The 25,525-nt window shown below is 48.9% G+C and carries 25 protein-coding genes; 6 read left to right on the top strand and 19 right to left on the bottom strand.

Annotated features, from left to right (window positions below; translation table 11 throughout):
* Position 1: 1 nt before the first annotated feature.
* Together MKY41_RS11945 and MKY41_RS11950 are read right to left on the bottom strand one after the other, a co-directional pair.
* Positions 2-571 carry a TetR/AcrR family transcriptional regulator gene (locus MKY41_RS11945; RefSeq protein WP_340745694.1) on the bottom strand — a complete coding sequence of 190 codons (570 nt, stop codon included), beginning with the start codon at positions 569-571 and terminating at the stop codon, positions 2-4.
* A 127-nt stretch (positions 572-698) separates the two neighbouring features.
* Positions 699-1,865 carry an aminotransferase class I/II-fold pyridoxal phosphate-dependent enzyme gene (locus tag MKY41_RS11950; RefSeq protein WP_340745229.1) on the bottom strand — a complete coding sequence of 389 codons (1,167 nt, stop codon included), beginning with the start codon at positions 1,863-1,865 and terminating at the stop codon, positions 699-701.
* Positions 1,866-2,123: 258 nt separating this feature from the next.
* Here MKY41_RS11950 and MKY41_RS11955 point away from each other — a divergent pair, with 258 nt between their 5' ends.
* The 3 genes from MKY41_RS11955 to MKY41_RS11965 all read left to right on the top strand — a co-directional run bounded on the left by MKY41_RS11955 (position 2,124) and on the right by MKY41_RS11965 (position 5,162).
* On the top strand, positions 2,124-3,062 hold the full coding sequence (locus MKY41_RS11955) for an agmatinase family protein (protein ID WP_340745695.1): 939 nt from the start codon (positions 2,124-2,126) through the stop codon (positions 3,060-3,062).
* A 108-nt stretch (positions 3,063-3,170) separates the two neighbouring features.
* Positions 3,171-3,809 carry a helix-turn-helix transcriptional regulator gene (locus tag MKY41_RS11960; protein WP_340745230.1) on the top strand — a complete coding sequence of 213 codons (639 nt, stop codon included), beginning with the start codon at positions 3,171-3,173 and terminating at the stop codon, positions 3,807-3,809.
* A 93-nt stretch (positions 3,810-3,902) separates the two neighbouring features.
* Complete coding sequence (locus MKY41_RS11965; RefSeq protein WP_340745231.1) at positions 3,903-5,162, top strand: Nramp family divalent metal transporter; 1,260 nt, start codon at positions 3,903-3,905, stop codon at positions 5,160-5,162.
* Between the two features lie 54 nt (positions 5,163-5,216).
* On the opposite strand, the gene MKY41_RS11970 is transcribed toward MKY41_RS11965, so the two are convergent.
* From MKY41_RS11970 to MKY41_RS11980, 3 genes are read right to left on the bottom strand one after another with little or no spacing between them, the layout of a single operon-like run.
* Complete coding sequence (locus MKY41_RS11970) at positions 5,217-6,443, bottom strand: Zn-dependent hydrolase (RefSeq protein ID WP_340745232.1); 1,227 nt, start codon at positions 6,441-6,443, stop codon at positions 5,217-5,219.
* Positions 6,440-7,183, bottom strand: coding sequence for an L-2-amino-thiazoline-4-carboxylic acid hydrolase (locus MKY41_RS11975; protein ID WP_340745233.1), 744 nt, complete (start codon positions 7,181-7,183; stop codon positions 6,440-6,442). The genes MKY41_RS11970 and MKY41_RS11975 overlap by 4 nt, the downstream gene beginning before the upstream one ends.
* Positions 7,180-8,394, bottom strand: a complete 1,215-nt coding sequence (locus MKY41_RS11980; RefSeq protein ID WP_340745234.1) for a trans-sulfuration enzyme family protein — start codon at positions 8,392-8,394, stop codon at positions 7,180-7,182. The genes MKY41_RS11975 and MKY41_RS11980 overlap by 4 nt, the downstream gene beginning before the upstream one ends.
* A 127-nt stretch (positions 8,395-8,521) precedes the next feature.
* Between MKY41_RS11980 and MKY41_RS11985 the strand changes: the two genes are divergently transcribed.
* Positions 8,522-9,391 carry a LysR family transcriptional regulator gene (locus MKY41_RS11985; RefSeq protein WP_340745235.1) on the top strand — a complete coding sequence of 290 codons (870 nt, stop codon included), beginning with the start codon at positions 8,522-8,524 and terminating at the stop codon, positions 9,389-9,391.
* A gap of 47 nt (positions 9,392-9,438) precedes the next feature.
* Here the strand turns inward: MKY41_RS11985 and MKY41_RS11990 are convergent, their stop codons facing one another.
* From MKY41_RS11990 to MKY41_RS12010, 5 genes are all read right to left on the bottom strand, one after another.
* Positions 9,439-10,629 carry an acyl-CoA dehydrogenase family protein gene (locus MKY41_RS11990; RefSeq protein ID WP_340745236.1) on the bottom strand — a complete coding sequence of 397 codons (1,191 nt, stop codon included), beginning with the start codon at positions 10,627-10,629 and terminating at the stop codon, positions 9,439-9,441.
* Positions 10,630-10,698: 69 nt separating this feature from the next.
* Entirely contained in the window at positions 10,699-11,865 is a 1,167-nt protein-coding gene (locus MKY41_RS11995) for a saccharopine dehydrogenase family protein (RefSeq protein WP_340745237.1), read from the bottom strand.
* Between the two features lie 70 nt (positions 11,866-11,935).
* Entirely contained in the window at positions 11,936-13,414 is a 1,479-nt protein-coding gene (locus tag MKY41_RS12000) for an aldehyde dehydrogenase family protein (RefSeq protein WP_340745238.1), read from the bottom strand.
* A 143-nt stretch (positions 13,415-13,557) separates the two neighbouring features.
* The gene (locus tag MKY41_RS12005; protein ID WP_340745239.1) at positions 13,558-14,625 is read right to left on the bottom strand and encodes an SEC-C metal-binding domain-containing protein; all 1,068 of its coding nucleotides are present in this window, start codon (positions 14,623-14,625) and stop codon (positions 13,558-13,560) included.
* 176 nt (positions 14,626-14,801) lie between these two features.
* Positions 14,802-16,355: a DHA2 family efflux MFS transporter permease subunit gene (locus tag MKY41_RS12010; RefSeq protein WP_340745240.1), complete on the bottom strand. Its 1,554-nt coding sequence runs from the start codon at positions 16,353-16,355 to the stop codon at positions 14,802-14,804.
* A 215-nt stretch (positions 16,356-16,570) separates the two neighbouring features.
* Here MKY41_RS12010 and MKY41_RS12015 point away from each other — a divergent pair, with 215 nt between their 5' ends.
* Together MKY41_RS12015 and MKY41_RS12020 are read left to right on the top strand one after the other, a co-directional pair.
* Positions 16,571-17,473, top strand: coding sequence for a TetR/AcrR family transcriptional regulator (locus tag MKY41_RS12015; protein ID WP_340745241.1), 903 nt, complete (start codon positions 16,571-16,573; stop codon positions 17,471-17,473).
* Positions 17,474-17,544: 71 nt separating this feature from the next.
* Positions 17,545-18,345, top strand: a complete 801-nt coding sequence (locus tag MKY41_RS12020; protein ID WP_340745242.1) for a TIGR00266 family protein — start codon at positions 17,545-17,547, stop codon at positions 18,343-18,345.
* A gap of 148 nt (positions 18,346-18,493) precedes the next feature.
* On the opposite strand, the gene MKY41_RS12025 is transcribed toward MKY41_RS12020, so the two are convergent.
* The 9 genes from MKY41_RS12025 to MKY41_RS12065 all read right to left on the bottom strand — a co-directional run bounded on the left by MKY41_RS12025 (position 18,494) and on the right by MKY41_RS12065 (position 25,514).
* On the bottom strand, positions 18,494-20,296 hold the full coding sequence (locus MKY41_RS12025; protein ID WP_340745243.1) for an SEC-C domain-containing protein: 1,803 nt from the start codon (positions 20,294-20,296) through the stop codon (positions 18,494-18,496).
* A 54-nt stretch (positions 20,297-20,350) separates the two neighbouring features.
* Positions 20,351-20,761, bottom strand: coding sequence for a VOC family protein (locus tag MKY41_RS12030; protein WP_340745244.1), 411 nt, complete (start codon positions 20,759-20,761; stop codon positions 20,351-20,353).
* 89 nt (positions 20,762-20,850) lie between these two features.
* Positions 20,851-21,813 carry a 2-hydroxyacid dehydrogenase gene (locus MKY41_RS12035; RefSeq protein WP_340745245.1) on the bottom strand — a complete coding sequence of 321 codons (963 nt, stop codon included), beginning with the start codon at positions 21,811-21,813 and terminating at the stop codon, positions 20,851-20,853.
* 587 nt (positions 21,814-22,400) lie between these two features.
* Positions 22,401-22,637, bottom strand: coding sequence for a hypothetical protein (locus MKY41_RS12040; protein ID WP_340745246.1), 237 nt, complete (start codon positions 22,635-22,637; stop codon positions 22,401-22,403).
* 91 nt (positions 22,638-22,728) lie between these two features.
* Positions 22,729-23,670, bottom strand: coding sequence for a malate dehydrogenase (mdh, locus tag MKY41_RS12045; protein WP_340745247.1), 942 nt, complete (start codon positions 23,668-23,670; stop codon positions 22,729-22,731).
* 21 nt (positions 23,671-23,691) lie between these two features.
* On the bottom strand, positions 23,692-24,048 hold the full coding sequence (locus MKY41_RS12050; RefSeq protein ID WP_041072944.1) for a BMC domain-containing protein: 357 nt from the start codon (positions 24,046-24,048) through the stop codon (positions 23,692-23,694).
* The gene (locus MKY41_RS12055) at positions 24,023-24,325 is read right to left on the bottom strand and encodes a EutN/CcmL family microcompartment protein (protein ID WP_340745248.1); all 303 of its coding nucleotides are present in this window, start codon (positions 24,323-24,325) and stop codon (positions 24,023-24,025) included. Before MKY41_RS12055 ends, MKY41_RS12050 begins: the two co-directional genes overlap by 26 nt.
* A gap of 16 nt (positions 24,326-24,341) precedes the next feature.
* Complete coding sequence (gene pduL, locus MKY41_RS12060; RefSeq protein ID WP_340745249.1) at positions 24,342-25,193, bottom strand: phosphate propanoyltransferase; 852 nt, start codon at positions 25,191-25,193, stop codon at positions 24,342-24,344.
* A 33-nt stretch (positions 25,194-25,226) separates the two neighbouring features.
* On the bottom strand, positions 25,227-25,514 hold the full coding sequence (locus MKY41_RS12065) for a BMC domain-containing protein (protein ID WP_041072938.1): 288 nt from the start codon (positions 25,512-25,514) through the stop codon (positions 25,227-25,229).
* Between the last annotated feature and the right edge of the window lie 11 nt (positions 25,515-25,525).

Raw genomic sequence — 25,525 nt, forward strand, 5'->3', positions numbered from 1 at the left:
CTCATACTAAGAGACTTTTAAAAAGGGTCCCGCTTAGCAAATCAATAATGCGCTGCTCAGACAACTCTTCCTCATGCGTCTGTTCCCAATCGACAATCAGGGCCAAATACGCTTTGAATAAAAGATACGCGACCAGCTCCGTATCGCATGGCTTCAATTCGCCTTTCGCAATGGCACGCTCCATTTTTTCCTGGATATAGGCGACAATCTCATTCTCGATCGTCTCAAGTACTTCTTTGACAGCAGGAGTGCGCAATTCCTTTTCCTCATTCACCAATTTTGCATATAAATGATGCGTCTTGCGGAATTTGAGCATCTGCATCAACCGGGCATGAGCATTTTCTTCGAATGAAGCTCCCTCGACCGAAACCGCGTCAGCTTCCATCCGCATCTCGTTGATCATTTTCATGACAATGGCATTGAAGAGTTCCTCTTTATTTGCAAAGAATGTGTAGATGGTCCCTTTTCCAACGTTCGCTATTTTGGCGACCTGATCCATTGTTGTCGCTTTGTATCCAAACAGCGAAAATGACTTGGCCGCGGCATCCAATATTTCCTGTCTCCGATCCACTTCTTCACCCACCTTTATTGACCAAAACACAATAACGGTCATCCAGTCATTATAATACACCGCTCCTTTGTAGATTGCAAGTGCGATATAAAAAAAGAAAAGGACCAAAGTACAGTCCTTCCCCTTTTCATGAATAAGTTAGTTCTTTCAACTGCTTAATCGCCTGTTCCAACAATTCCGGCTTCTGAACGAGTGCTATCCGGACATATCCTGCTCCCGCGGAACCGAAGATGCTTCCGGGTACCATAACAACGCCGGCCTCTTCGATCGCCTTGAAGACAAAGTCGATATCATTCATGTCCGACGGGTATTTTGCCCAGACGAACATGCCGCCTTGTGACGGGGTTGCCGTCCAGCCGAGCTCATCCAATCCTTTCATTAATACGCGATGCCGCTCGGAAAATTCTTGGCGCAGCCGGTCCGTGATTTCCTCCGCATGATCCAACGCCACCGCGGCAGCCTCTTGGATCGGTGCAAAAATCCCGTAGTCCAGATTCGACTTTAACCGTTTCACAATCGCCAGCATTTCTGCATTTCCTACTATATAAGCGATGCGGGCACCGGCCAAGCTGAAGCTTTTCGATAAGGAATTGATTTCCATCCCGACGTCCATCGCTCCCGGCGTGGATAGGAAGCTGATCGGGGCGTCGCCTGTGAAATAATATTCCGAATAGGCGGCGTCATGCAGGACAATGACGTTGTACTTCCTAGCGAATGCCACTACTTTCTCGAAAAAGGCGGCGTCCGGCATTGCCGGAACCGGATTGCCCGGCAAATTCAATAGGAGCAGCTTCGCTTTTTCCGCAATATCGGCCGGAATGGCATCCAAGTCGGGGAGAAAGTCGTTTTCCGCACGGAGCGGCATATCATAAGGAACCGCCCCGGCAAGTTTAATGCCCGCCTCGTACGCCACGTAAGCTGGATTCGTATTTAGGACGATATCCCCTTCATTGCAAAAAGCGAACGGCAGATGGACAAGTCCCTCCTGGGAACCCATCGTCTGCAGGACTTCCGTTTCTGGGTCGATCCTTACATTGGTACGTCTTTTATAGTAATTGGCAACCGCCTCGTTAAAACGCTTGATTCCCCCCAGTGTATATCCGTAGGAGCTCGCCAGTGCGCTTTGTTCCGATAGCGCCTGCCGAACTTTGGCGTCAGGCGGCAAATCCGGGCTGCCCAAGCTTAAATCGACGACTGCATGCCCGGCTGCCTTTCTCTTCTCCGCGGCTGCTTTTAAATCTCCAAAAATTGCGGGGGCGAAAATCGACATTTTACTAGACGGTTGAATATTCAAGAGAAAGCACTCCTTATGTGAAAGATGAATGTAGAGTTTCAGTTTATCATAAGTCGAAATGTCAGAGTAGAAGACAAACAAACTTTTCTGTCAATCACTCGTTTTCACTTTCTCTTTTATTTTATTTCAATAAAACTTACGGTTGCCTTTAAAAAATTTTAATTTTTATCAAAAATAGTTTGACTTTATTTAAAACAGGCCCTATATTTGATTTAAAGCTTCAAATTTTTTAAATATAAGCTCGAAAGGAAATGACGAATCATGACAAACATCTACGGCAATACACCTTGCTTCCTTGGAGCAAAGAATATTTCTGCTAGTAAGTCACTTGAAGATATAGATGCAGTTGTGTACGGAGTACCTTGGGAAGGTGCGGTAACTTGGGGAGACTATACCGGTTGTGAACTTGGTCCAAAAGTGATGCGCCTAACATCAGCTAGATATAGCGGCTATTTGCCAGAGTTGGATCATATCGATGTGTTTGAACATATGAAACTCGGAGATATCGGCGATATTGACGTAGTACCAGCAGATGTCGATGAAACAATGAATCGAATTACCAACTTCACAAGCAAGCTATGGGAGAGCGGAAAATTCCTCATCGGACTCGGAGGAGATCACGGCATTACTTTTCCGATCGTGAAAGCGCTTGCCGAGCAAGGCAAAAAAGTCGGGATTATCCATCTGGATGCTCACTATGACAACTTGCCATCCCATAATGGCGACCAATATGCACGTTGCAGCCCGTTTGCTCGCTTATACGAGCAAGAAGGTGTTCGCAACGAGAGCATAATTCACACAGGAATCCACGGACCGAGAAACATTCCGGAAAGTGGACGCAACGCAAAAGCAGCAGGCGCTGTTACAGTAACGATCAATGATATTCGCAACCATTCCAATTTGAAAGAATTGGCGGGCGAGCTTTATGCAATGGCGAGCAAAGATGTCGATGTCGTCTACTTGAGCATTTGCAGTGACGTATTGGACTTTGCGTTCAACCCAGGCGGTCCGGTTGATGGAAATGGATTGACTTCCCACGAACTATTAACTCTAGTTCATGAGATTTGTAAACAAGGCGTTGTTGGAATGGACTTCGTGGAAATCTATCCACAACAAGATCCGACCCAGCTTTCGGCTCACTTTGCTTCAACAGTCATTTTATATGCACTTGCAGGGGTCATTGCGAGCAAAAAATAAGTTATAATCTACTTTGGATGTCCTGTTTCCGGCGAACAACGGAAGCAGGACGCCCATAGTAAAGAAGCAAGCCTTCTTGAAAATAACTTCGGAAGACTGGTGATTCGTATGGCGAATAAAGAAAGTGCAGAAATATTAAAGCGCTACCAACCGGTGGCTGATATGATCGCCGCAACATTTGGACGAAATTGCGAAGTGGTCATCCATGACTTTACGGACACCCATTCCTCACTCGTCTATATAGCTGGCAGTGTTACGGAAAGAGCACTGGGAGCCCCAACGACAGAAGTGATCTTAAAAGAGTTGCGGCAACACGGGGATGCCGTGCCTGATTTGCTCGGTCTGACGTCACGGACGAGAGACGGGAAGTTCGTAAAGACTTCCAGTTCATTTATCCGGAATGAAAGCGGTAAAGTGATCGGCCTTATCGGGATTAATTTTGATATTACCGCATTCTCTTTAGTTAATCAGATTATCAAAGATTTTTCCACTACCCCTGATTTGGATCAACTCGATTCCCCGATGGAGGAATCGTATGCGAAAAATATTGATGAAGTGTTTGATCAACTAATTAATAGCTCCTTGAAGGAAATCGGGATTCCCATTTCAAAGATGTCCCGAGAAGGCAAGATTCAATTTGTTCGCAGCTTGGAAGAGAAGGGAACATTTTTAATCCAAGGTTCTATTGAAAAGATTGCAAACGCTCTCAACGTCTCAAAGCAAACGATCTATAATTACTTGGAATAGGCGGATGACACCCTCCCCTATCCCGGGTATTTCTTACCTAAAAAATTTGGAATATTCAAACGGAATAACATTTATTGAAAGGCGGGGAAAATAATGACAACACAAAAAGAAGTAGATACTACTACAACAGAAAAAACGTCATTGAAAAATAAACTCAAAGTCATTGGGCCAGGTGCAATTATTACTGCTTCATTTATTGGTCCAGGTACCGTGACAACTGCAACACGAGCGGGGGCTTCATTCGGATATGCCATCTTATGGGCCGTTGTATTCTCGATTATTGCGACGATCGTTTTGCAAGAGATGTCAGCCAGACTTGGGATAATTACAAAAAAAGGATTAGGGGAAGCAATCCGTGAACAGTTTGCTAATCCCATCTTAAAGTTCGGTTCGATGTGGCTCGTCATGATAGCGGTCGGAATCGGTTGTGCCGCTTATATTGCGGGGGACCTTCTCGGTACATCACTCGGGATTTCCACGTTGACCGGAATTCCTTCCAATATTCTCGGACCAATTTTCGGAGTTGTTATTCTACTTCTCGGAATCAGCGGCAGTTACAAACTGATTGAACGTGTTATGGTTGTACTCATTGCTGTAATGAGTGTTACCTTCATCACAACGATGATTGTGGCCAAACCTGACTTTGGTGCTGTATTCCAAGGCGCATTCCTCCCAACAATCCCGACCGGCTCTATTTTAATGATTATTGCTTTAATTGGAACGACTGTCGTACCGTATAACTTCTTTATCCATTCGACAATGGTCCAAGAAAGATGGTCGAAGCCCTCCGATTTGAAAGAGGCACGGTTGGATACGACGATCTCCATCTGTATTGGCGGTTTGATTACAGCAGCTATTTTAATCACATCTGGAACAATGATTTATGGTCTCGAAGTGAAAAGTGTCGCGGATCTGTCCCTTCAACTCGAACCGCTACTCGGTGAATGGGCTAAAGTTTTCATCAGTGTTGGATTATTTGCGGCTGGTTTCTCATCTGCCCTCGCTTCTCCGCTTGGGGCGGCTGTTACAATCGGAAGTGTGATGAGATGGGAAAATGGAATGAAAAATAAGAAGTTTAAACTGGTGTTCATTATCGTGATGATAATCGGTATCCTGTCATCCGGTCTAGGTTTCGAACCACTCGACGTACTTCTTTTTGCTCAGGCATTGAACGGGATTCTCCTGCCTGTCATCTCCATCTTGCTATTGATTATTATGAACAATAAAAACCGTCTCGGCAAATACGTCAACAGTGTCAAAATGAATGTCATCGGCGGCATTGTCGCCCTGATTTGTACAGGATTAGGCCTTTACAGCTTGATTGACGCAATTAAAGCATTTTTAGGTGCTTGATTCATAAAAAAAGAGTGCTGGATTCTCCCTTGTGAGGAATCCGACACTCTTTTTTCACTTAGTTGCAAGTTCACATATTGTCTCAAACAAGATTTGTGTACCTGTTCCGCAATCTTCTTTCGAACTCCACTCAGCCGGATTGTGGCTGATGCCGTTTTCCGATCGAATGAAAATCATGCCAATCGGCCAGGTACTGTGGAACTGCATGCCGTCATGCCCTGCCCCGCTTGGAAGAGTCAGCGGTTCGACGCCCGCTTTTTGGCATGCCTCCCGGATCACGTTTTGAATGAACTCCGAACATGGAACAGGCGTAACGCGTTGCAACGGCTCAATGACCAGCTCCACATTCCGCTTCACGCATACTTGCTCCGCATGGGCCTGGATCTTCTTTTCCACCTCATTGCGAATGTCCTCATCGATCGCCCGATGATCCAAAGTAAATTCGACTTCCCCCGGAATGACATTCACGCCGCCAGGTTTCACGGAAATCTGCCCGATTGTCGCAACGGTTTGTGGATACTGTTTCGCTTCCTCTTCAATAAACTGCATAATTTCCGCTGCTGCCATCAATGGATCTTTCCGACTGTCCATCGGAGTCGAACCGGCATGCCCCGCTTCGCCGGAAAGAATCCATTTCGTCCAAAGCGGACCGGCAATGCCCGATACGATACCGGCGGGAATTTCGTGCTTTTCGAGGACACGTCCCTGTTCAATATGCAGTTCTACATATGCTTTCACAGTTGATGGTTCTTTCCTCGCTTCCCCAATATGTTGGGGATCTAACCCGAACTGTTTCATCGCATCCCCAATGGTTATACCATTTTTGTCGTCCTGCTGAAGCTGATCCTCTGTCAACGTTCCCGCAATGGCCCGGCTGCCGATCATGCCGAATCCAAAGCGGCTGCCTTCCTCATCGGTAAATGCGATAACCTCAATCGGATGATCATGCTGAATCTGTTGCTCGTTCATCGTTTGCACGACCTCAATACCAGCAATGACACCGAGTGCACCGTCAAACTTACCGCCGTCCGGAACCGTGTCAATATGGGAGCCGATTAAAACGACAGGCGCATCTGCCCGCCGTCCCTCGCGCCGTCCGATCAGATTGCCGACCGCATCTTCCCGGACTTCCATGCCCGCCTCTTTCATATAGGAAGCGACGAGCTGCTTAGCTTGCTGTTCTTCTTCCGTAAAGGAAAACCGGGTCACCCCGCCGCTTGGCTGTTTGCCCAGTTCCCCCAAAGCCATCAGTCGATTCCAGAGCCGCTCTTGGTTAATCATTCGGATGTCCCGCTTTCGTCCTTCATTTGAAAACGGAAATGGCAAGTCCCTTCCCGCAGAACATATTGATCATGCACCACTTCAAAGTTTGGGTTATAGCCCTTGGCAATCGAAGGATCGATCATATGGCAATACAAAATTCCGTAGTCTTCCATGCCATCTTTTTTCCACTGTTCCGCAAATGCGCATTTCGTAAAGGATTGTTCGATTTCTGTCGGATGAAAATATGTTTCATATTCGAATAGTTCACTGCGCCCCATATCATAGTTAGACAGATAATTCTCCATCGTATTCGGCTTCCCGACGGCCGCCGCACGACGGGCGATATCGCGACCGCGTTCTTCACCAAATGCGCCGACGCTATCCATCATCACCTGTTCCCCTTCTTCTTTGCCGAATGATTCCACCATCACTTTGGCAATGTGGGCAAACAGTTTCGCCATGATCGCAAACATCGTATAAGGTTCGCGGTCCGCTTCTTCCCGTTTGGCATTATAGGCACGCAGAGTTTCCTCGATTTGTTCCGAGTCGAACAATTTTTCGAATGAAAAAAGCAAATCCTCCTGAAGCTGTCCATCCATTTCGGCTTGTTGTTCATCGATCACTTGTTGAATGCCTGCTTGAACAGCCGATTTTCCATCTTCACCAAAACGTTCTGTCGCCGTCGCTACGATATGTGTCATCAATTTCGCAGTGATCGTATCCATTGTGACAGGTTCCAGATTTTTTATTTCACTCATGCAATTTCGCTCCGTTCTCTTGTAGTTTGTACGTCCAGTTGATCGAACGCCTGAGACAAATCACCTATGATGTCTTCCACATCTTCCAGCCCTGCCGATAGACGGATGAGTCCATCTGTAATCCCGCTTTCCTTCCGCACATCTTCCGGCAAGGAGAAATGTGTCATCGTCGCCGGATGCTGAACGAGCGTTTCAGGGTCGCCCAGGCTGAACGAGATCATGGATAGTTTCAAAGCATCCAGAAATGCTGTTGCCGATTCCAGGCCGCCTTTCACTTCAAATGATACGATTCCTCCCATCCCATTCATCTGCTTTTGAGCCGTTTCATATTGGGGATGGGAAGGCAGGCCGGGATAATAAACCCTGGCTACTTGCGGATGAGATTCCAGGAATTCCGCGATGGCATTGGCATTGGCACAATGGCGCTCCATTCTGAGTCCAAGCGTTTTCATACCTCTTAATAGCAAGGAGGCATCCCCCGCGCTAAGCACTTGCCCAAGGTCTCCCATGACCTGCTGCCGCATGTAACGGATACGTTCTCGATCCGCCACGATGACTCCGGCGACGACATCTCCGTGTCCATTCAAATATTTTGTCGCACTATGGATCACAATATCCGCGCCGAGGTCTAACGGCTTCTGCAGGCAGGGCGACATGAATGTATTGTCGATAACAAGAGGGATCTGATGTTGTCGCGTAATTTTTGCGATCCCTTCAACATCGAGCACCGTCAACAATGGATTGGAAGGCGTCTCGATATAAACCGCCTTCGTATTATCTTGTATAGCTTCTCTAATGCTATCAAAATCCGTGCAATCCACAAAGCTGAATGTAATGCCGAATCTCGGAGCCAACGTTTTCAGAAAATGATAAGTTCCCCCATAGACATCTTTTGTAACTATAACATGATCACCATGCTGCAACAGACTAAGCAGCACCGTGGAAATTGCCGCCATTCCCGAACTGACGCCGAGGGCCGCCTCACCGTTTTCAAGAAGAGCCACCCTCTCCTCAAACGATTGTAATGTTGCATTGCCGTATCTTCCATAATAAACGCCTTCTCGTTTTCCCGCTACCGTCTCCGCCGCGGCTTCATGACTTTCGAAAGAATAGGCCACAGCCGGAACAATTGGCTGGACGACAGCCCCTGTACTTCTATTTTCAAGATGCCCATGAATTAATGTTGTATCAAATCCACGCTGCTTTACCATATAAAGACCGCCTCCACATTATCTTAATTGAGTTTCTTCTTCCATTATAAAATTTACCTGTTCCATAAATCAAATGAATGTTTATAATATGTTATATGAATAAAACTAATGCAACGGAGGTACACCCATGTCTTTAATTAAGTATGAAATCTTTCGGACTGTCGTAGAAGTCGGCAGTTTATCTAAAGCGGCGGAGGCACTCAAATTGACCCAGTCTGCGGTCAGCCATGCCATTGCGGGACTTGAAGAAGAGTTCGGCTTCACACTTTTGATCAGAAGCCGCTCCGGGGCCGCCCTTACACAGAATGGCGAAAAAATGCTTGTTTATATTCAGGAAATTTTAAAATCCAACGAGCAATTATTGCAGGAGGCTGCCAAGATCAATGGGCTTGAAACCGGAATCGTCCGAATCGGCACCTTCCCTAGTGTATCGATCCATTGGATTCCACAAATCATTAAACTGTTCCGGGAAGATTTTCCGCTGATTGATATCAAATTATACGAGGGCAATTATGATGACATCACCAAATGGATTGCGGAAGGGAAAATCGATTTCGGCTTTTTATCCCTTCCGGTTTCCAAATCATTTGATACCATTCCCGTCAAAGAGGACCCATTACTTTGCATTGTGCCCGCTACCCATCCGCTTTACGAAAGGGACACCATTCATGTGGAACAACTCAGGAACGAAGACTTCATCATGCCGAAATCTTCCATTGATAATGACGTCAGAAGAATTTTCAAAAAGCACCGGATCACTCCAACGATCCAATACGAAATTGTGGAGGATCAGGCTATCATCTCTATGGTACAGAATAATCTCGGCCTCAGCATCCTTCCCGAAATGATCTTATACCATCTTCCAGAAACCATTCGAGCCATTCCATTGGAAGGAAACCATTTCCGATCAATCGGGATTGCTGCGACGTCTCTCACCTATATGTCGCCAAGTGCGAAAAAGTTGATTGCCTTTATACGAAACTGGTTGAATCCATAAAAAAAGCGAGTAGGTGAAATTGCCGCTTCACCTACCCCCATTTCATATTATTCAACAGGCCACGCCGGCAGCATACGGTTCAGCTTTTTGTCCTTCCGATATCCCAGGACATATTCCGCCTGCATAATCGTATGAATTTCCCGAGTCCCTTCGTAGATCACTGGAGCTTTCGAATTGCGAAGGAACCGGGCAACCGGGTAGTCGTCCGAGTAGCCGTATGCTCCGTGGATCTGAAACGCGTCATCTGCGGCTTGATTGGCAAAATCGCATGCTTGCCATTTGGCGAGGGACGTTTCGCGTGTGTTGCGCAGCCCTTTGTTTTTCATCTCCCCCGCTCGGTAGACAAGAAGACGGCTCATCTGATAGCCCGCTTCCATATTGGCTATCATTTGCTGGACCAGTTGATGCTTGCCTATCTCCTTGCCGAATGTCTCGCGTTTGCGGCAATATTTTACGCTCTCTTCCAGGCATGCCATAATTAATCCGACCGCGCCGGCCGCCACAGTGAATCGGCCGTTGTCGAGCGCGGACATCGCAATCTTGAAGCCTTCCCCCTCTTCCCCGAGCCTGTTTGCGACTGGCACTTTCATATCCTCGAAAAACAGCTCGCCTGTATTCCCCGCACGGATCCCGTATTTCCCTTTAATCGCTTTCGAGGAAAAGCCGGAGGTATTCCGTTCGACGATAAATGCGCTGATGCCGTGGTGCTTCTTCGATTTATCCGTATAAGCGAACACGAGGAAATGATCGGCCACATCACAGAGCGAGATCCACGTTTTTTGACCGTTCAATACGTAGTGATCACCATCCCGCACTGCCACTGTCGACATGGCGGCGACGTCGGATCCCGCCCCCGGTTCGGTCAGCCCGAATGCTCCAATTTTCTCCCCCTTCGCCTGGGGAATCAAATACTTCTGTTTCTGCCCTTCGTTCCCCCATTGCAGCAAGGTCAGGCTGTTCAGTCCGATATGGACGGATACCGCTGTCCGGAAAGCCGTATCGCCCCGTTCCAATTCTTCGCATAGAATTGCGAGAGAGTTATAGTCCATCCCGCTTCCGCCATATTTCTCAGGAATGCAGACACCCATGAAACCGAGATCCGCAAGTTGTTTCCAAATAACCGGGTCGAATCCCCCTTCCGCATCCCACTTCCGGATGTGCGGGATGATTTTGGCATCGACGAATTGACGGGCTGTTTTCCGCAACATTTCCTGTTCTTCCGTGAATCCGAAGTCCATTCCATCCGCTCCCTTCGTTTTGCGTTGTTGACATTGTATTTTATCCTTTGCTTCGATCCCTGGACAGGATTACGGATTTACCAAAGGCGGTTCCACCGATTCTTGGATAACGACCCCGCGCTTTTTCATTTCTTCCATATATAATTCGCCTGGTACAATTTTCTCCGGTGGCAGCACACCACGCCACGTGATAATTCCAGCGCCAATCATTTGTGCGACGACCGATACCGTATTGGCTGTGGCCCGGGCCATCGCTGTTTCGCCCACCGCCGTATCCTTCGTCGTAACAAGCGTGTAAGTGTATGCGGCCTGACTGCCCTTCTTTAGCCCGCCGACGTGGACACGCAGCAAGACGGCATCCGACTTTTCTCCTAGACGAAGCCGCTTCGCCAAATGGTCCCGCATCACATCCCGGACATTGACCGACTGGCCGTTGACGATCACTTTCTCATCGCGTGACAATAATCCAAGATCGGCCAGCAGCTGGAATTTCGCCGCATGGCCCTTGTAGCGGACAGTCTTGTATTCGAGCGTTTTCACATGGGGGAATGATTTCGGCAAAGTCGAGGTGCCGCCCGATGTATGAAAAGCCTCCAGTTCCGGAAAGCCGTTAAATGCAATCGGTTCGATTTCCGACAAAGACGGCACTTCCAACCGTTTTCCTTCCCGGATAACCAGAGACGGTTCCGTATAATGGTCGAACACTCCTTCCAGCGAAAAGACGATGTTGTATTGCAGCGGCGGATCCGGCTCCAGCGGAATCCCTCCGACATACAGTTTAATTGTGTCCACGGCATCCAGTTTTCCCGCACCGTACCCTGTCAGAATGTTAATCATCCCAGGCGCCACTCCGAGATCCGGAATGAGCGTTACCCCTTTCTTCTTTGCCTCTCCGTCCAATCCGAGCACGGTATCCGTGACACCGCCGATATGCCCCCCAAGGTCGACGGCATGCACGCCAACATCGATGGCGGTGCGTGCCACTTTTTCATTGAACGCATAGAACAGTGCATTGATGACTACGTCCCCCAGTGCCATGACGTTGCGCAATTGAAGATCATTAGAGGCGTCCAACAATAAAATATCCAGCTTGTCGGACATCAATTGTTCAGCAAAAGCTTCCGCTTGCCGGACGTTGATATCCGCCAAATACACTTTTTGCACGGCATCGCTCTTCACTAAATCCCGGACTGCTTCCTTCCCCATAAGTCCCGCACCAAGCACGACCACTTTCACACGCTCATCCCCTCACTGCTATAAGATGTCTGCATCACAATCTCACTCGGAAGCCGAGGCCTGTGTCCGTTTATTCCGTATCAATCTGCGCACGCTGCAATTTCCCGCTGAAGTCCACGTAAACGCTTTTCCATTCCGTAAATACGTCCAATGCCGCAACCCCCGAGTCCCGATGGCCATTTCCGGTCCCTTTCGTCCCGCCGAACGGCAGATGGATTTCCGCTCCTGTAGTCCCTGCATTGACGTAAACGATTCCCGTATCCAAATCGCGCTGCGCCCGGAAGATTTTATTGACGTCCTGTGAGAAGATGGAGCTGGACAATCCGTATTTCACACTATTGTTCACTTCAATCGCCTCATCCAGATCCGCCACCGTAATCAGTGAAACGACAGGTCCGAAAATTTCCTCCTGAGCCAATCGGCTATCCCATTTCACATCGGTGAACAGCGTCGGCTCCATATAATGCCCCTCCGACAAATCTCCCTCAACCGCCACTTTCCCGCCCGCTAGCAGCTTGGCACCTTCTTCTTGTCCAATAGCGATATAGCGGGTAATCTTCTCCAACGCCTGCCGATTGATGACCGGACCGATTTTCACTGTTTCGTCCAATCCATCGCCGATTGTGAGTCCTTCCATAGAGGCCAAGAGTTTCTGCTCCAGCTCCTCTTTCACATCTTTATGCACGATGACCCGGCTGCATGCGGTGCAACGTTGACCAGCCGTGCCAAAAGCGCTCCATAAAATTCCTTCGACAGCGAGCTCCAAATCGGCGTCATCCATGACGATAACCGCATTTTTCCCTCCCATTTCAAGCGACACTTTCTTCAAATGACGCCCACCCAGTTCCGCCACACGGCGACCGGTCTCCGTCGAACCAGTGAAGGAGATGACCCGGACATCCGGATGCTCGATTAACGCCGTGCCGACTTCCGCACCGGTGCCGAACACAATATTGGCCACTCCCGCGGGCAGGCCGGCCTCTTCGAAAATCAAGGCCATTTCATAGGCCATCATCGGTGTTTCACTCGCAGGTTTCCAGACGAACGTATTCCCTGCGACGAGGGCGGGAAAGGATTTCCATGTCGCAATGGCGACCGGGAAATTCCACGGCGTGATTAGGCCGACGACACCGATCGGGGCCCGGACACTCATCGCGAATTTATTCTGAAGCTCGGACGGCACGGTTTCTCCGACCAAACGCCTACCTTCGCCCGCCATATAGTAGGCCATGTCAATCCCTTCCTGCACTTCCCCGCGTGCTTCCTCAATCACTTTCCCCATCTCTTTCGTCAATACCCGGGAGAGATGCTCCTTCTTTTCTTTCATCAGCCTGCCAATTTCGTAGAGATAATCCGCCCGTTTCGGAGCCGGGACGAGCGCCCATTGCCGTTGGGCCGATTTTGCAGCCGCCACTGCCCCATCCACATCCTCTTTCGTCGACAACCTCACCTTGGCCAACTCTTGCCCGTTCGCCGGATTAAGCACCGGTGCAAAATCTGCGCCATTGTCCTCCTGCCATGCACCATTGATAAAATTATTCAATTTCATTCCAAACCGCTCCTTCCTCCACCAATTTCCGATAAATCCCTTTATCTTGTCCATTCGCTAGCTATTATCATATTCCTGCCGCTTTTTAAATATGAAAAACCCCTGAATCGATACTGCATTGATTCAGGGGTGCCACTATGTGTTTAGTCCATCTCCGTCGCGATGACTGTGTCCGCTTGTTCCGCCTCTGCCATCGATTCGAGGACATAGTCGAAAATCGCATCGGCATGTTTCGTCATGGAAGCGGTGGAGACACCGAATAACTTGGCAATCCGGGACTTGGTATACATTTCATCCGGGATGATTCCAATATCATATGCCGCTTGGAACATGGCGGCCGCTAAAGTTTCCGGTTTCCTAAAGTTCGGTTGTTGCAACACAATGTAGGAAACTAGAATATTTTTCAACACGAACTTCACTTCTGGGTTGTCAATTTCCGAATCGAACACTTCATCCAACTTTAAGACCGCATCCTGTTGAAGAGGAGTCAAGGTTTCCGTCACTTGGTCAACCGAAGGAGACTCCCGGTCCATCAGAATTTCATACACATCGACCATATGCTCCTTGTAAAATTCTAAGCTCGTTTCATAGCCGCTTTTTTCCGCCAAAGCGATGATTTCATTGCGGATCACATCTATCTGATCCCGCATGAATACCAATGAGGATATGACATAGATCCCGTTTTCGATCTTGCGATTGTCCGGCAACACGATACCGAATACGAGGAGATCTTCCGTCAGGTCACGGAACGGCATACCCGGCTCTTTATCCAAGAAGTGCATATCGTTGCCAAGAATCTCTTCCACCACTAGAAATCCTTCCTGTTCTCCAATCACTTTTCCGAAGAGGACGAACGGATTTTTCCAAACATCCAGAACCGAACGGACCGTTTCCCGGATAGGGCTATTCGATGTCCGGACCAAATGGCGTTTCCATATATCCGACCGAGCGATGAACAAGAAATATTCGCTGACTGCTTCCTCGATCTCTTCCCTGCCCCAAGACTTATCCAATCGGTTCAACCATTGTCTCCTGTACTTCTCGAACTCCGCCATATCCGCGGGAGTTGGAGGGTGTTCGTAGACACTTGTAATAATCCGGTTCAGCTCCTCTCCTGTAAGGGCTTCAACCGGATCCGTTTCCTTGAGAGCACAACACTTCTTATATTTTTTCCCGCTCCCGCATGGACATGGATCATTCCGACCTATCATCCGACTCACATCCCTTATCAATTTACACTCGTCATTTCATTTGAGCTCCTTTATTCCATATTCGTGAAAGTTCTAAAATTTCCTTCAACGTAAAAAAACTCCGTACTAGGTATTATGCCCGTACGGAGTTTATCTTTATTCAACATTGTGTTGTCCCGGCTCTTCAGCGACGGCAATCATTCCGCTACCGGTTTTTCGTTATGTCTATCAGCTGCTTGCTGCCCGTCAGCTGCCGGGGCTTCGTAAGTCGGCGGCAATACCCGTTTCACAAAGAAGGTGAGCACTAGGGCGACGATTGTAACGATCGTGGAAATGAAGAACGAGAAATTGATCCCTTCCAGCATCGCCTGTGCGCCGAGTGTCTGTTCCAGCTGCGCCAATCCTTCCGCTGTGGTCGGAACGTTGCCGGATGCTTGGGCTTCCGCAAATAGGCGGGCGCCTTCACTTTCAGAACGTTTCGTCATGATCGTCAACAAAATAGCGGAACCGATCGCGCCGGACACTTGCTGCAATGTGTTATTGATGGCGGTACCGTGCGGATTTGATTGCATCGGCAATTGGTTCAACCCATTTGTCATGATCGGCATCATGACCATAGAAATCCCGAACATGCGCAATGTATAAACGAACATCAAATAATAATAGCCCGTATCCATTCCAAGTCGGCTGAGATCGAACGTCGCAATCGTCGTAATGGTCAGCCCGACGATGGCAAGGATACGTGCGCCAAACTTATCAAACAGTCTCCCTGTAATCGGCGACATGATCCCCATTACAATCGCCCCCGGAAGCATGAGCAATCCCGAGTGGAATGGCGAGATGCCTCGTATCGTCTGGACGTAGAGCGGTGTCAAGATCATCCCTGAGAACATGGCGACCGACAAGACGACAGAAATGACCGATGCCAAAGCGAACATTGGATGCTTGTAAATCCGGAAATCCAGCATCGGATCGGACATGCGAAGCTGCTTGACAACGAATGTAATCAAAGCGAGTGCACCAAGAATGATAGTTCCATAGACAAGCGGTGAATCCCATCCTTTATCCGCATCTGCTGCCGAGCTAAAGCCATAAAGCAGGCCGCCGAACCCGATGCTGGATAGGATCAATGAAAATACATCCAATTGAATGTCACGGTTCGGCGTGATATTCCGCAGTTTAAAAAACGCGAAAATGAGTGTCAGAACCGCAAACGGCAATACAATGATAAAGAGCATGCGCCATGAATAGTTTTCAACGAGCCAGCCGGATAAGGTCGGTCCGATCGCAGGCGCTGTAATCATAACGAGACCGAACAGCCCCATGGCGGTACCGCGACGCTCGATCGGAAAAGCCGTCAACATGACATTCATCAGCAAAGGCATCATCATGGCGGAGCCTGCCGCCTGGATCATCCGGGCTGCGACAAGCACCCAGAATGCCGGTGCAAAAATGGCCAGCAAAGTCCCTAGCGAAAATAGTATCATCGCCGTCAGGAATAAGGAGCGGTTCGTAAACTTCTGAATAAAAAAGGCACTGGCTGGGATAAGAATCCCGTTCACTAACATATAGCCAGTCGTCAACCACTGAACGACCGACGGCTTCACATCGAATTCCGTCATGATGGTCGGCAAGGCGACATTCAACAACGTATTGTTCAGCAATGCAACAAACGCTCCGATGAACAAAATCGCAATCATGCCGTATGGCGGTTTCTCATGCAGCTTTTTTACATCTATACTTTCTTTCATATATATCCTCCCATACATACTGTATAAAAAATGTACCCTTTGTACAATCTAATAAACAGTTTATACCCAGAGTCCAAATTAATCAATTATAAATGATCATTTCTCTTCAAAAAAATTTGTTTCATTGCTATATCAACACCTATCGTTTAAAATTAAAATTATACTTATAGTTCAATTTCTTCATTGAAAGACAAACTGACAACAAGGTGATAAAGATGAACGAACGGAAACGCCAAGTCCTTTTGACGGCGCAACGGCTTTTTATAGAGAAAGGGTTCAACACCACTTCCATTCAGGATATCCTGGATGCGTCCAAAATATCGAAAGGAACTTTTTACAATTATTTTTCATCCAAGAATGAATGCCTCATCGCTATCTTGGAACAGGCCCATATCGAATCGGCGATACGACGAAAGGAATTGCTGATCGGACAGGATAAAAGCGACAAAGACATCCTGGCCAAACAGATCTCCGTCCGTCTCGTCGTGAACAAGGAACATAATCTGTTGCCCATTTACGAGGCAGTTTTTCACTCACGGGATGAGGACCTGCGTGCCTTCATCCGGAAACTCCATTTGATGGAGCTGCGCTGGATCGCGGAGCGGTTGGTCGATGTCTACGGTGAGCAGACCGCGCCTTACGCAAGCGACGGCACCGTCATATTGGTCGGCATGATGCAGCATTATCTCCAATACTGGTCCAGCAGTCATTGCCAAGACGTGGACACAGGCAACCTCGTCTCCTTTTGCATCCGCCGCCTGGAGGCAATCATGGAAGGGATGCAAGAAACAGACGACCATCTCATCGTCAACGGATTTTTACAAGAACCAGGCCACCCGAATGACAATGTGAAGACGGTCAAAAACCGGCTGATCGAACAATTATCCGGGTTCCTCCATAACTTGACGGACGAGTCTCGGCAAGATGAAATTCAATACACCAGCTTCCTGCTGGATGAAATCAAAGCGGAGCATCCCCGTTTGTACATTCTGGAGACGGTTGCCCGATCCTTCCGGGAAACTTTTAACGAAACCCGGCATGAACCGGAAGCGAATGAGCTCATTTCGTATTTATGGAACTATCTAGACCTAGTAAAAAAAGATGCCTTGTCAACGTAATTTTATGAAGCTTTTTTACATTCCCCACGTATACTAAGTAGTTGGAAAATAAAGTACACGGGAGGAAGCATATGAACAATCATGAAATTGACTACAAACTTTACGGGGATGACATGCAGTTCGTCGAAGTCGAATTGGATCCCCATGAAACGGTAGTTGCAGAAGCCGGCGCGCTCATGATGATGGAAGACGGCATTGAAATGGAAACCATTTTCGGCGACGGCTCCTCAGGTGGCAGCGGCAGCGGACTGATGGGGAAATTAGTGGGGGCTGGAAAAAGGCTGTTAACCGGGGAAAGTCTTTTCATGACAACGTTCACGAATACAGGGACAGGAAAAAGACATGTCTCCTTCGCCTCCCCGTATCCCGGGAAGATCATTCCTCTCGACTTAAGCCAATACGATGGCAAGATCATTTGCCAGAAAGACGCGTTCTTGGCAGCGGCGAAGGGTGTATCCGTCGGAATCGAGTTCCAGCGTAAATTGGGAGCGGGCTTTTTCGGCGGAGAAGGGTTCATCATGCAGAAGCTGGAAGGCGATGGCATGACGTTCGTCCACGCGGGCGGCACGATTATTGAGAAACGGCTTACTCCGGGCGAGACGCTGCGCGTCGATACCGGCTGTCTCGTCGCCATGACCCGGGATGTCGATTATAATATCGAGATGGTGAAAGGCGTGAAAACCGCATTATTCGGCGGAGAAGGCCTGTTTTTCGCCACCTTGCGCGGACCGGGAACCGTTTGGATCCAATCGTTGCCATTCTCCAGACTCGCCAGCCGGGTGTTCGCAGCAGCTCCGCAAACTCCAGGAGGCGGTTCCCGCGACGAAGGCAGTGTTGCAGGCGGACTATTCAATCTATTAGGCGGAAAATGATAAAAGCACCGGAATCCCTTTTTTGCAGGGGAGCCGGTGCTTTTTTTATCCGTCAGTTTTTGCACGGACGTCGGTAGGTGCCAAGTACTGACACCATCCGCGTCCTTTGCGAATTGTGGCAGCACCTGGCACCTTTCACGCAATCACATCATCCCTTCAGCAACATCCAAATATATCGGGCTTCCTCTTCACCGCCCGGGGTGATCTTCATATGTCTCGGATATGGGATGGTCTTTGCTTTGAACAGCATCAAGTGCATCACATGGCTGTTCGCCTGCTTGGCCAGCTCCAGCATCTCCTCCGCCGATTCGGATTTCCCGCCAGACGCTTCGTGCTCCAATTTCCAATCAAGATACAAATACGCCGCATCGTTCCGGGAGCCCTTCTCATAACGGACCATGATTTCCGCTGCTTCCCTATATCGCTCTGCATGGATTAGGGAAGCGACCGCTTCATATCGGGCGCCTTGATTATCCGTCCGGTTCATCTTTAGCAAGTCCATGAATATGGCAGCCGCTTCGTCGAACTCCTTTCTTCCGAATAAATGCGCCCCATACGCGAAAGCCGCACGCATGAAAGGACGATTCGGGATGTTCATCCATGGATTTTCGCCCGGTTCAAACACACGGGATGCTTCTTGGATCGCTTTTTCATAGAGTTTGGACGCTTCGGCGGAATCGGATTCCCGTTCAGCTTGCAATAGAAGAACATCCGGGCAGGAAAGGTCGATGGTGGCGGCGCTCAGTGCCAATTGAATCCGCTGTTCTTCCGACTCTGCCGCACACGCTTCGTACGCAAGCAGTTGGGCACGGCTGCCGTCCACTCCCGGCTTGCGGCCCGGCTCCACAACACCGCCTGTCGTCATCGCGGTTTCCCAGAGGCCTTTTTCCGTCGGGCGAGGGTCCGTGCCGATCTCATACTCCCGAGTAACGTCCGGTTCTTCCGCGCTCCCTAGCATTTCGGAATATAGCGATGCCAATTCCTCGAAATAGCGGATGCCTTGCTCCGTTTCTTCCCTATTTTTAAATACACCTGCTGTTCCTTCCAACAATCCAATTTCCGCGCCGAGCTTCACGATGGCCATCAAGAAATCGTCTTCGATTTTCACGTCCTGCGGTTCATTCATAAAATAGGCGACCGCGAGCTTATGTAACATTTCTCTTGTCTCCGCAGGTTGCGCCGAATCGCGGAGAACGGTATCCAGGGCGGAAAGGGCCTGCAGCTGGGAAGGCAACAGCACCTCCTCGACCATCTCATTCAGCGTGGCAACACTTCGTTTAATGAACAGCTCATAAATATCGAGTGCATGGTCTGCGATGAATTGATCATCCGACTTCTCCCGTTCCCGCTCCCTCAGTTCCAATATGGAAGATTTCGTCTGTTTGCTCCATCTTGCGAGAAAAATCATCGAAGACACCGGAGCAACGGCATCAGCGCCTTGCCGCGGATCTCTTAGAACGATGCCGAAAACGAGCGTCCCCTCTTCCACCGGCATCCCTTCAATACGCCGCAACTCATACGACTGGCCGCCGAACAGTTCGACCACTTGAACGGAAGCATTGGTGGCACCAGTCATTTCACCGAGCAGCAGGAACGGCTGATCCCACTCCCGTAAGACCGATAGGACAGATTCCCGCTTTGTCTCCTGAAGTTGGCGTCTCCAATAGGTCCGCCAAATATCCGGCTTCTTGATGAATAAATAATATTCACCGGATGCTTCCTCGATATCTTCCTGGCTCCAACTGCCGGACAGACGCTCATTCCACTCCCGCATCAAGCGCTGCATAGCCTGCCGATCGGCCCCTTGCGGATGTTCATTGAAAAAGCTGGAGAGGATCCGATCCAGTTCTTCATTCACAACGAGTTCGACAAGATCCGTCCCTTGTGAACCGCAACATCGCTTGTACTTTTTCCCACTGCCGCATGGACATGGGTCATTTCGTCTTACCATTTCATTCCCCTCCTAAAAAATCCATTCTGCAACGAATGGATTTTTGTCTGTCTATCACTCTCTTTCCGCACTCAAATCCCAGATGAATCCGTACTTGTCCCGTACTTTCGCATATTTGGCACCCCAGAATGTCTCCTGCAACTCCATGAGCATTGTCCCTTCCGCAAGAAGACCATCGTACAATCGCTGAATTTCCTCTTCATCTTCACATAATACAGTCAATGACAAGCCGTGCTGCATATCCTGCGTCCGCTCCTCCGTCGAATCCGCAAGCATCAGCTGAAAATCCCCTTTTTGCAAATGGCAATGAATGACCAGATCCGCAGCTTCCGGTGGGGATGGAAAATCCGCATCACCATAACACTGAATGCCAAGATTCGTCAGCCCGAATAAATCCGCGTAAAATGCAGCCGCTTCCCGCGCCTCTCCATGAAATGTCAAATAAGGTATAATGCAACCCTTCATGTAATCCCCTCTTTTCTATCAATTGCGTTTCGACCCATCCCGCCATTTACGGAAGTTGGGGATCTTAATTAAATGAAGTGAGAACATTATCAGACTACTCGATTTTTCGGTTCTTGACCTTCGAAAAAATCGAGGATGGCCTGCGCATTCAAATTCATCATAGCTAGGCGCGTTTTAACAGAAGCGCTTCCGATATGAGGCAACGCCGTAACGTTCGGCAACGACAGTAACGGATGATCCACAGGTACTGGCTCCGTTTCAAAGACGTCCAAACCGGCCGCCCAAATCGTCCCATTTTTCAATGCTTCGTAAAGCGCCGTTTCATCGACAACGCCTCCGCGGGATGAATTGATAAGAATCGCGGTCTTCTTCATAAGCGCCAACTCTCGCGTGCCGATCAACCCCGCTGTTTCTGGCGTGAAAGGAGTCAACGTGACTACAAAGTCGGCCTCTTGTAATAGTTTATCCAGTTCAGCATATTCAAAACCAAACTCGGCTTCCGCTTTCGGTTTCCGGCTCCGATTATGATAAAGTACCCGCATGTCGAATCCTTTCGACCGCCGCGCGACCGCTTCTCCGATTCTTCCCATGCCAATGATGCCAAGCGTCGCCCCGCTGACATCCATCCCGGTGTAGCCCATCGGTGTCCAAGACGTCCATTTCCCTGCGCGCAATTCCTGCTCCGCTTCCCCTAATCGGCGCGCCGTAGCGAGCAGCAAGGCAAACGTTAAATCCGCCGTCGTTTCCGTCAAAACGCCCGGCGTATTCGTAACGATCACGCCCCGCTCTTGCGCCGCTGTGGTGTCAATATTATTGTAGCCGACCGCCATATTGGCGACAATTTTCAGTTGAGGCGCGGCCGCAAGCAACTCATCGTCGACCGTATCGGTGATGACCGTCCAAAGAGCATCCGCTTTCGCCGCTTCCTCCAACAGCACGGTGCGTGGGACTGCTTCACTCTCAGATTCCCACATCCGCACCTCGAACTGATCCTGAAGCGGCGTAACCGCCTCCGCCGGAAGTTTTCTTGTTATGTATACAATAGGTTTCATTCGCACTCATCTCCTTAGTTAGTACTGTTGGCGTTGGACTACCCGCTAGTCGAGGGTGGGGCGGACCTACAACTTGTCTCGGCGTTGGGCAACTCCGCAAATTCGTTGGAAACCTCCAACGGTTCGTTGCACAACCCTGCCGGTTGGTCGGAAACCCTGACCCTTGTTAGACAACTCGACGCGTTCGTTGGACAATTCCACGACTTTGTTGGACATCTCCGACGGTTTGTTGGACTACCTTGCCAGTTGGTTGGAAACCTTGAACTTTGTTAGACAGCTTCCCCCGTTCGTTGGACAACCCCACGACTTCGTTGGACACCTCCGCCAACAAGTAGGTAGAAAATGCCGCCCATAATTAAAGAATCAATAAAAAAGAGACTCCTAAGTCAATCCTAACCCAGAGACTCCCTTCTTTCACTTTATTTGTACTACTTCAATAAGTCGGATTTCTGATGGCTAATATGAAACGGGGAGGTCCGACAACCTCAATCTGCTACACCAAGTTCTCCCTGAAATACTTTCAACCTAACCTCTTGATGCAATATATCTTCAAACAAAATAGCCTTAAACTTTTTTCATCCTCCTATTCAACTCAACTCAAAGAAACCTACCTCGAGAACATTATTTTCTTCATCAATCCCTATTTCAGTTACTACGATTCCTTCCCGTTTAACTTCATTAATTGGATCATCCAAGTATTTGCTTAGCAGTTTTGCAGCTTTTTGCGCATCTACATATTCTGTTTCAACTTTTTCACTGCATGCTGATAACAGCAGAAATGAAAGCAGGTAAACTAACAAAACTTTAATTTTGATTGAATTCATCTCAGCCCCCCTCTTGAAATCAGAACGTAAAAAAGCCTCTAAGTTAATCATAACTTAGAGACTTTTTACTTTATTTCCATTACTTAAATTGTCAATTCTTACAAATCTCAATAACACTCCGCACCGACTCTACCGATTGGGCGAAGGATGATTTTTCTTCTTCCGTTAACGGCAGCTCGATAATGCTTTCGAGCCCATTTCCGCCCAGGACTGTCGGAACGCCTACATACAAATCCGAATAGCCGTATTCACCCTCTAGGTAGGCAATGGCTGGGAGGATCCTCTTTTTATCCAGGATGATCGCTTCCGCCATTTCCACGAGTGACGCGGCCGGCGCATAATAGGCGCTGCCGTTCCCTAATAGCGAAACGATTTCGCCACCGCCTTTTCGGGTCCGTGCCACAATCGCATCCAACCGTTCTTTCGGTATGATATTTTCCAGCGGAATTCCGCCTGCGTAGGAATACCGTACAAGGGGCACCATATCATCCCCGTGTCCGCCTAGCACAAATCCTGAAATATCTTCTACCGAAATGTTCAACTCTTCTGCGACAAAGGTATTGAAACGGGCGGTATCCAAAACGCCCGATTGTCCAATTACGCGATGTTTGGGAAATCCTGTCGTTTTATAGCAGACATACGTCATCGCATCGACCGGATTGCTTAGAATCAGAATAATACTATTCGGAGCATAGCGGCGCACCTGTTCCGAGACAGCCCGCATAATTTTCGCATTCGTATTGACGAGATCGTCCCGGCTCATGCCCGGCTTTCTCGCAATGCCCGCTGTAATGATTACCATATCGGCATCTTGAATCTGCCCATAGTCGGACGTGCCGGTAATCTTCGAATTAAATCGTTGGACCGCTCCCGCTTGAAGCATATCCAGCGCCTTACCTTTAACAGGTCCTTCTTGTTCCGGAATATCGACGAGCACGACATCCCCTAGTTCTTTTTGAGCGACGAGCAGCGCAACCGTTGCACCGGTGTATCCTGCGCCGATCACCGCGATTTTAGGTCTTCGAAAAGCCAATGAGGTTCACCCCTTCCAACGTTAAGCCTCCGGACTCTTTGGAGCCGAATCCTTTTTGACGGCCGCTTTCGCTTTTTGTGGTTTCTCGATTTGTGGCGGTGCCGGATCCGACGGCTTCACCATGTCATAGACCGTTCCATCCGGACGGGGAATGACGTGGGAACCAACTAGTTCACCCACTCGATTCGCCGCATCCCGGCCGGCATCCACTGCAGCTTGGACCGCACCGACATCCCCTTGTACAATGACTGTAACAAGGCCTCCATCGATAAATTCCTGCTTGACCAGTCTTACATTGGACGCTTTGATCATGGCATCCGCCGCTTCAATCGAACCGACCAGCCCTTTCGTTTCAATCATTCCTATCGCTTGACTCATCAGACTCACCTCTCTCCACTTCGGTTGAATCAATGATTCCTACAACTACCGCATCAATTGGAACCGGATTATCCCGATCGATGAACCGGGAAGAGCCTCCGCTCGTGACCAACACATGGTCTCCGATTCCTGCCCCGATGCGATCGGCAGCAACAAAATGTGTGCGAATCGGTCGGCCGTATCCATCCACCGGCTGAATGACCAGTAATTTCAAGCCTTGTAAACCTTCTTCTTTCCGGGTCGCCCAAATATTGCCGATAACTTTCCCCATTCGCATGCCGCTTCACCTTCTTCTATTTTCTAAACGAAATAGATTTGCCGAGTTCTCGAGCCGTATCCCGGGCAAGGGCAGTTACGATCGTCCCTTTTTCCAAAAGAATATCCGGTTCTTCAATGGCTCTCACATCATCATTTGTCAGCAATTTCTTGCCGAACTCGTAAACTGTTTTCGTTGGAGTGGAAACGGACCGTTCGACGTTTGCCGCAACGGACGGTTGGCCGGATTTTACAAGCCGGCCATTCGCCCCTTTCGAAATGAAACCCGCATTCGCTTCGTCCGTATCAATGTGCATTTCCAATCGATAACGGTCGGAAACCCGGATTTTCACATTCCGATAGGCAATCGGTCGGATGCCGTCCACTTCCACAGTCACGACTTCACCATCTTGGACATCCAACCGGTTTGCATCGGATGGCGACATATGGATATGGGATTGGGCAATAATGAGCCCCTCTTCCAAAAAGAGACTTCCCTGCGGCCCAATGATCGTAATCGGCGCCGAACCCTTTATATCCCCTGATTCGCGGATCGGTGGACGTACGCCAATTTTCATGGCATCCGTCCAGCTGATTTCCACTTGTGTCTGCGGTCGGGTCGGTCCAAGCACACGGACGTTAGAAATGCTTCCTTTCGGTCCGGCAATCACGACGGTTTCATTCGCCGCGAACTGGCCGGGCTGGGAAAGCTCCGATCGTTGTGTCAGTTCATACCCTTTCCCGAACAAGGTTTCCACGTGTTGCGGGGACAGATGAAGATGACGGGCAGAAACGGCAATCGGAATCGTATTGGCGGGCAGTTCCTGTTGTCCTTTTGCCAATTGGCCCAGGACTTCTCCGACAATCTGTTCAATTAATTGCTGATCCATCTCGATACCGCCTTTCCGTTACAAGCACAACTATTAGTTATCCAATTTAGGTAAGATCATTTCCAATTCGTTATGCGGTCTTGGAATTACATGGACCGATAGCAATTCGCCTACTCGTTGTGCAGCCGCTGCACCCGCGTCTGTGGCAGCCTTCACCGCTCCTACGTCACCGCGTACCATAACCGTCACGATTCCTCCACCAACATGTACTTTTCCAACAAGATTGACGCTAGCTGCCTTCACCATTGCATCCGCTGCTTCAACCGCTCCAACCAATCCTTTTGTTTCCACCATTCCTAATGCTGTACCTTCTCTATTCATAATTGTTTCCT

It is taken from the genome of Sporosarcina sp. FSL W7-1349, from assembly GCF_038003045.1.
Classification (GTDB): Bacteria; Bacillota; Bacilli; order Bacillales_A; family Planococcaceae; genus Sporosarcina.

Bases quoted from the DNA above. Each gene is read 5' to 3' on its own strand.
- MKY41_RS12000 (WP_340745238.1), bottom strand. From the start codon at position 13,414: ATGAAATTGAATAATTTTATCAATGGTGCATGGCAGGAGGACAATGGC.
- MKY41_RS11980 (WP_340745234.1), bottom strand. From the start codon at position 8,394: ATGGTAAAGCAGCGTGGATTTGATACAACATTAATTCATGGGCATCTT.
- MKY41_RS11960 (WP_340745230.1), top strand. From the start codon at position 3,171: ATGGCGAATAAAGAAAGTGCAGAAATATTAAAGCGCTACCAACCGGTG.
- MKY41_RS12030 (WP_340745244.1), bottom strand. From the start codon at position 20,761: ATGAAGGGTTGCATTATACCTTATTTGACATTTCATGGAGAGGCGCGG.
- MKY41_RS12050 (WP_041072944.1), bottom strand. From the start codon at position 24,048: ATGAGTCAAGCGATAGGAATGATTGAAACGAAAGGGCTGGTCGGTTCG.
- MKY41_RS11970 (WP_340745232.1), bottom strand. From the start codon at position 6,443: ATGATTAACCAAGAGCGGCTCTGGAATCGACTGATGGCTTTGGGGGAA.
- MKY41_RS12005 (WP_340745239.1), bottom strand. From the start codon at position 14,625: ATGATAGGTCGGAATGATCCATGTCCATGCGGGAGCGGGAAAAAATAT.
- MKY41_RS12040 (WP_340745246.1), bottom strand. From the start codon at position 22,637: ATGAATTCAATCAAAATTAAAGTTTTGTTAGTTTACCTGCTTTCATTT.
- MKY41_RS12015 (WP_340745241.1), top strand. From the start codon at position 16,571: ATGAACGAACGGAAACGCCAAGTCCTTTTGACGGCGCAACGGCTTTTT.
- MKY41_RS12010 (WP_340745240.1), bottom strand. From the start codon at position 16,355: ATGAAAGAAAGTATAGATGTAAAAAAGCTGCATGAGAAACCGCCATAC.
- MKY41_RS11985 (WP_340745235.1), top strand. From the start codon at position 8,522: ATGTCTTTAATTAAGTATGAAATCTTTCGGACTGTCGTAGAAGTCGGC.
- MKY41_RS11975 (WP_340745233.1), bottom strand. From the start codon at position 7,183: ATGAGTGAAATAAAAAATCTGGAACCTGTCACAATGGATACGATCACT.
- pduL (WP_340745249.1), bottom strand. From the start codon at position 25,193: ATGGATCAGCAATTAATTGAACAGATTGTCGGAGAAGTCCTGGGCCAA.
- MKY41_RS12020 (WP_340745242.1), top strand. From the start codon at position 17,545: ATGAACAATCATGAAATTGACTACAAACTTTACGGGGATGACATGCAG.
- MKY41_RS11965 (WP_340745231.1), top strand. From the start codon at position 3,903: ATGACAACACAAAAAGAAGTAGATACTACTACAACAGAAAAAACGTCA.
- MKY41_RS12035 (WP_340745245.1), bottom strand. From the start codon at position 21,813: ATGAAACCTATTGTATACATAACAAGAAAACTTCCGGCGGAGGCGGTT.
- MKY41_RS12025 (WP_340745243.1), bottom strand. From the start codon at position 20,296: ATGGTAAGACGAAATGACCCATGTCCATGCGGCAGTGGGAAAAAGTAC.
- MKY41_RS12065 (WP_041072938.1), bottom strand. From the start codon at position 25,514: ATGAATAGAGAAGGTACAGCATTAGGAATGGTGGAAACAAAAGGATTG.
- MKY41_RS11990 (WP_340745236.1), bottom strand. From the start codon at position 10,629: ATGGACTTCGGATTCACGGAAGAACAGGAAATGTTGCGGAAAACAGCC.
- MKY41_RS12055 (WP_340745248.1), bottom strand. From the start codon at position 24,325: ATGCGAATGGGGAAAGTTATCGGCAATATTTGGGCGACCCGGAAAGAA.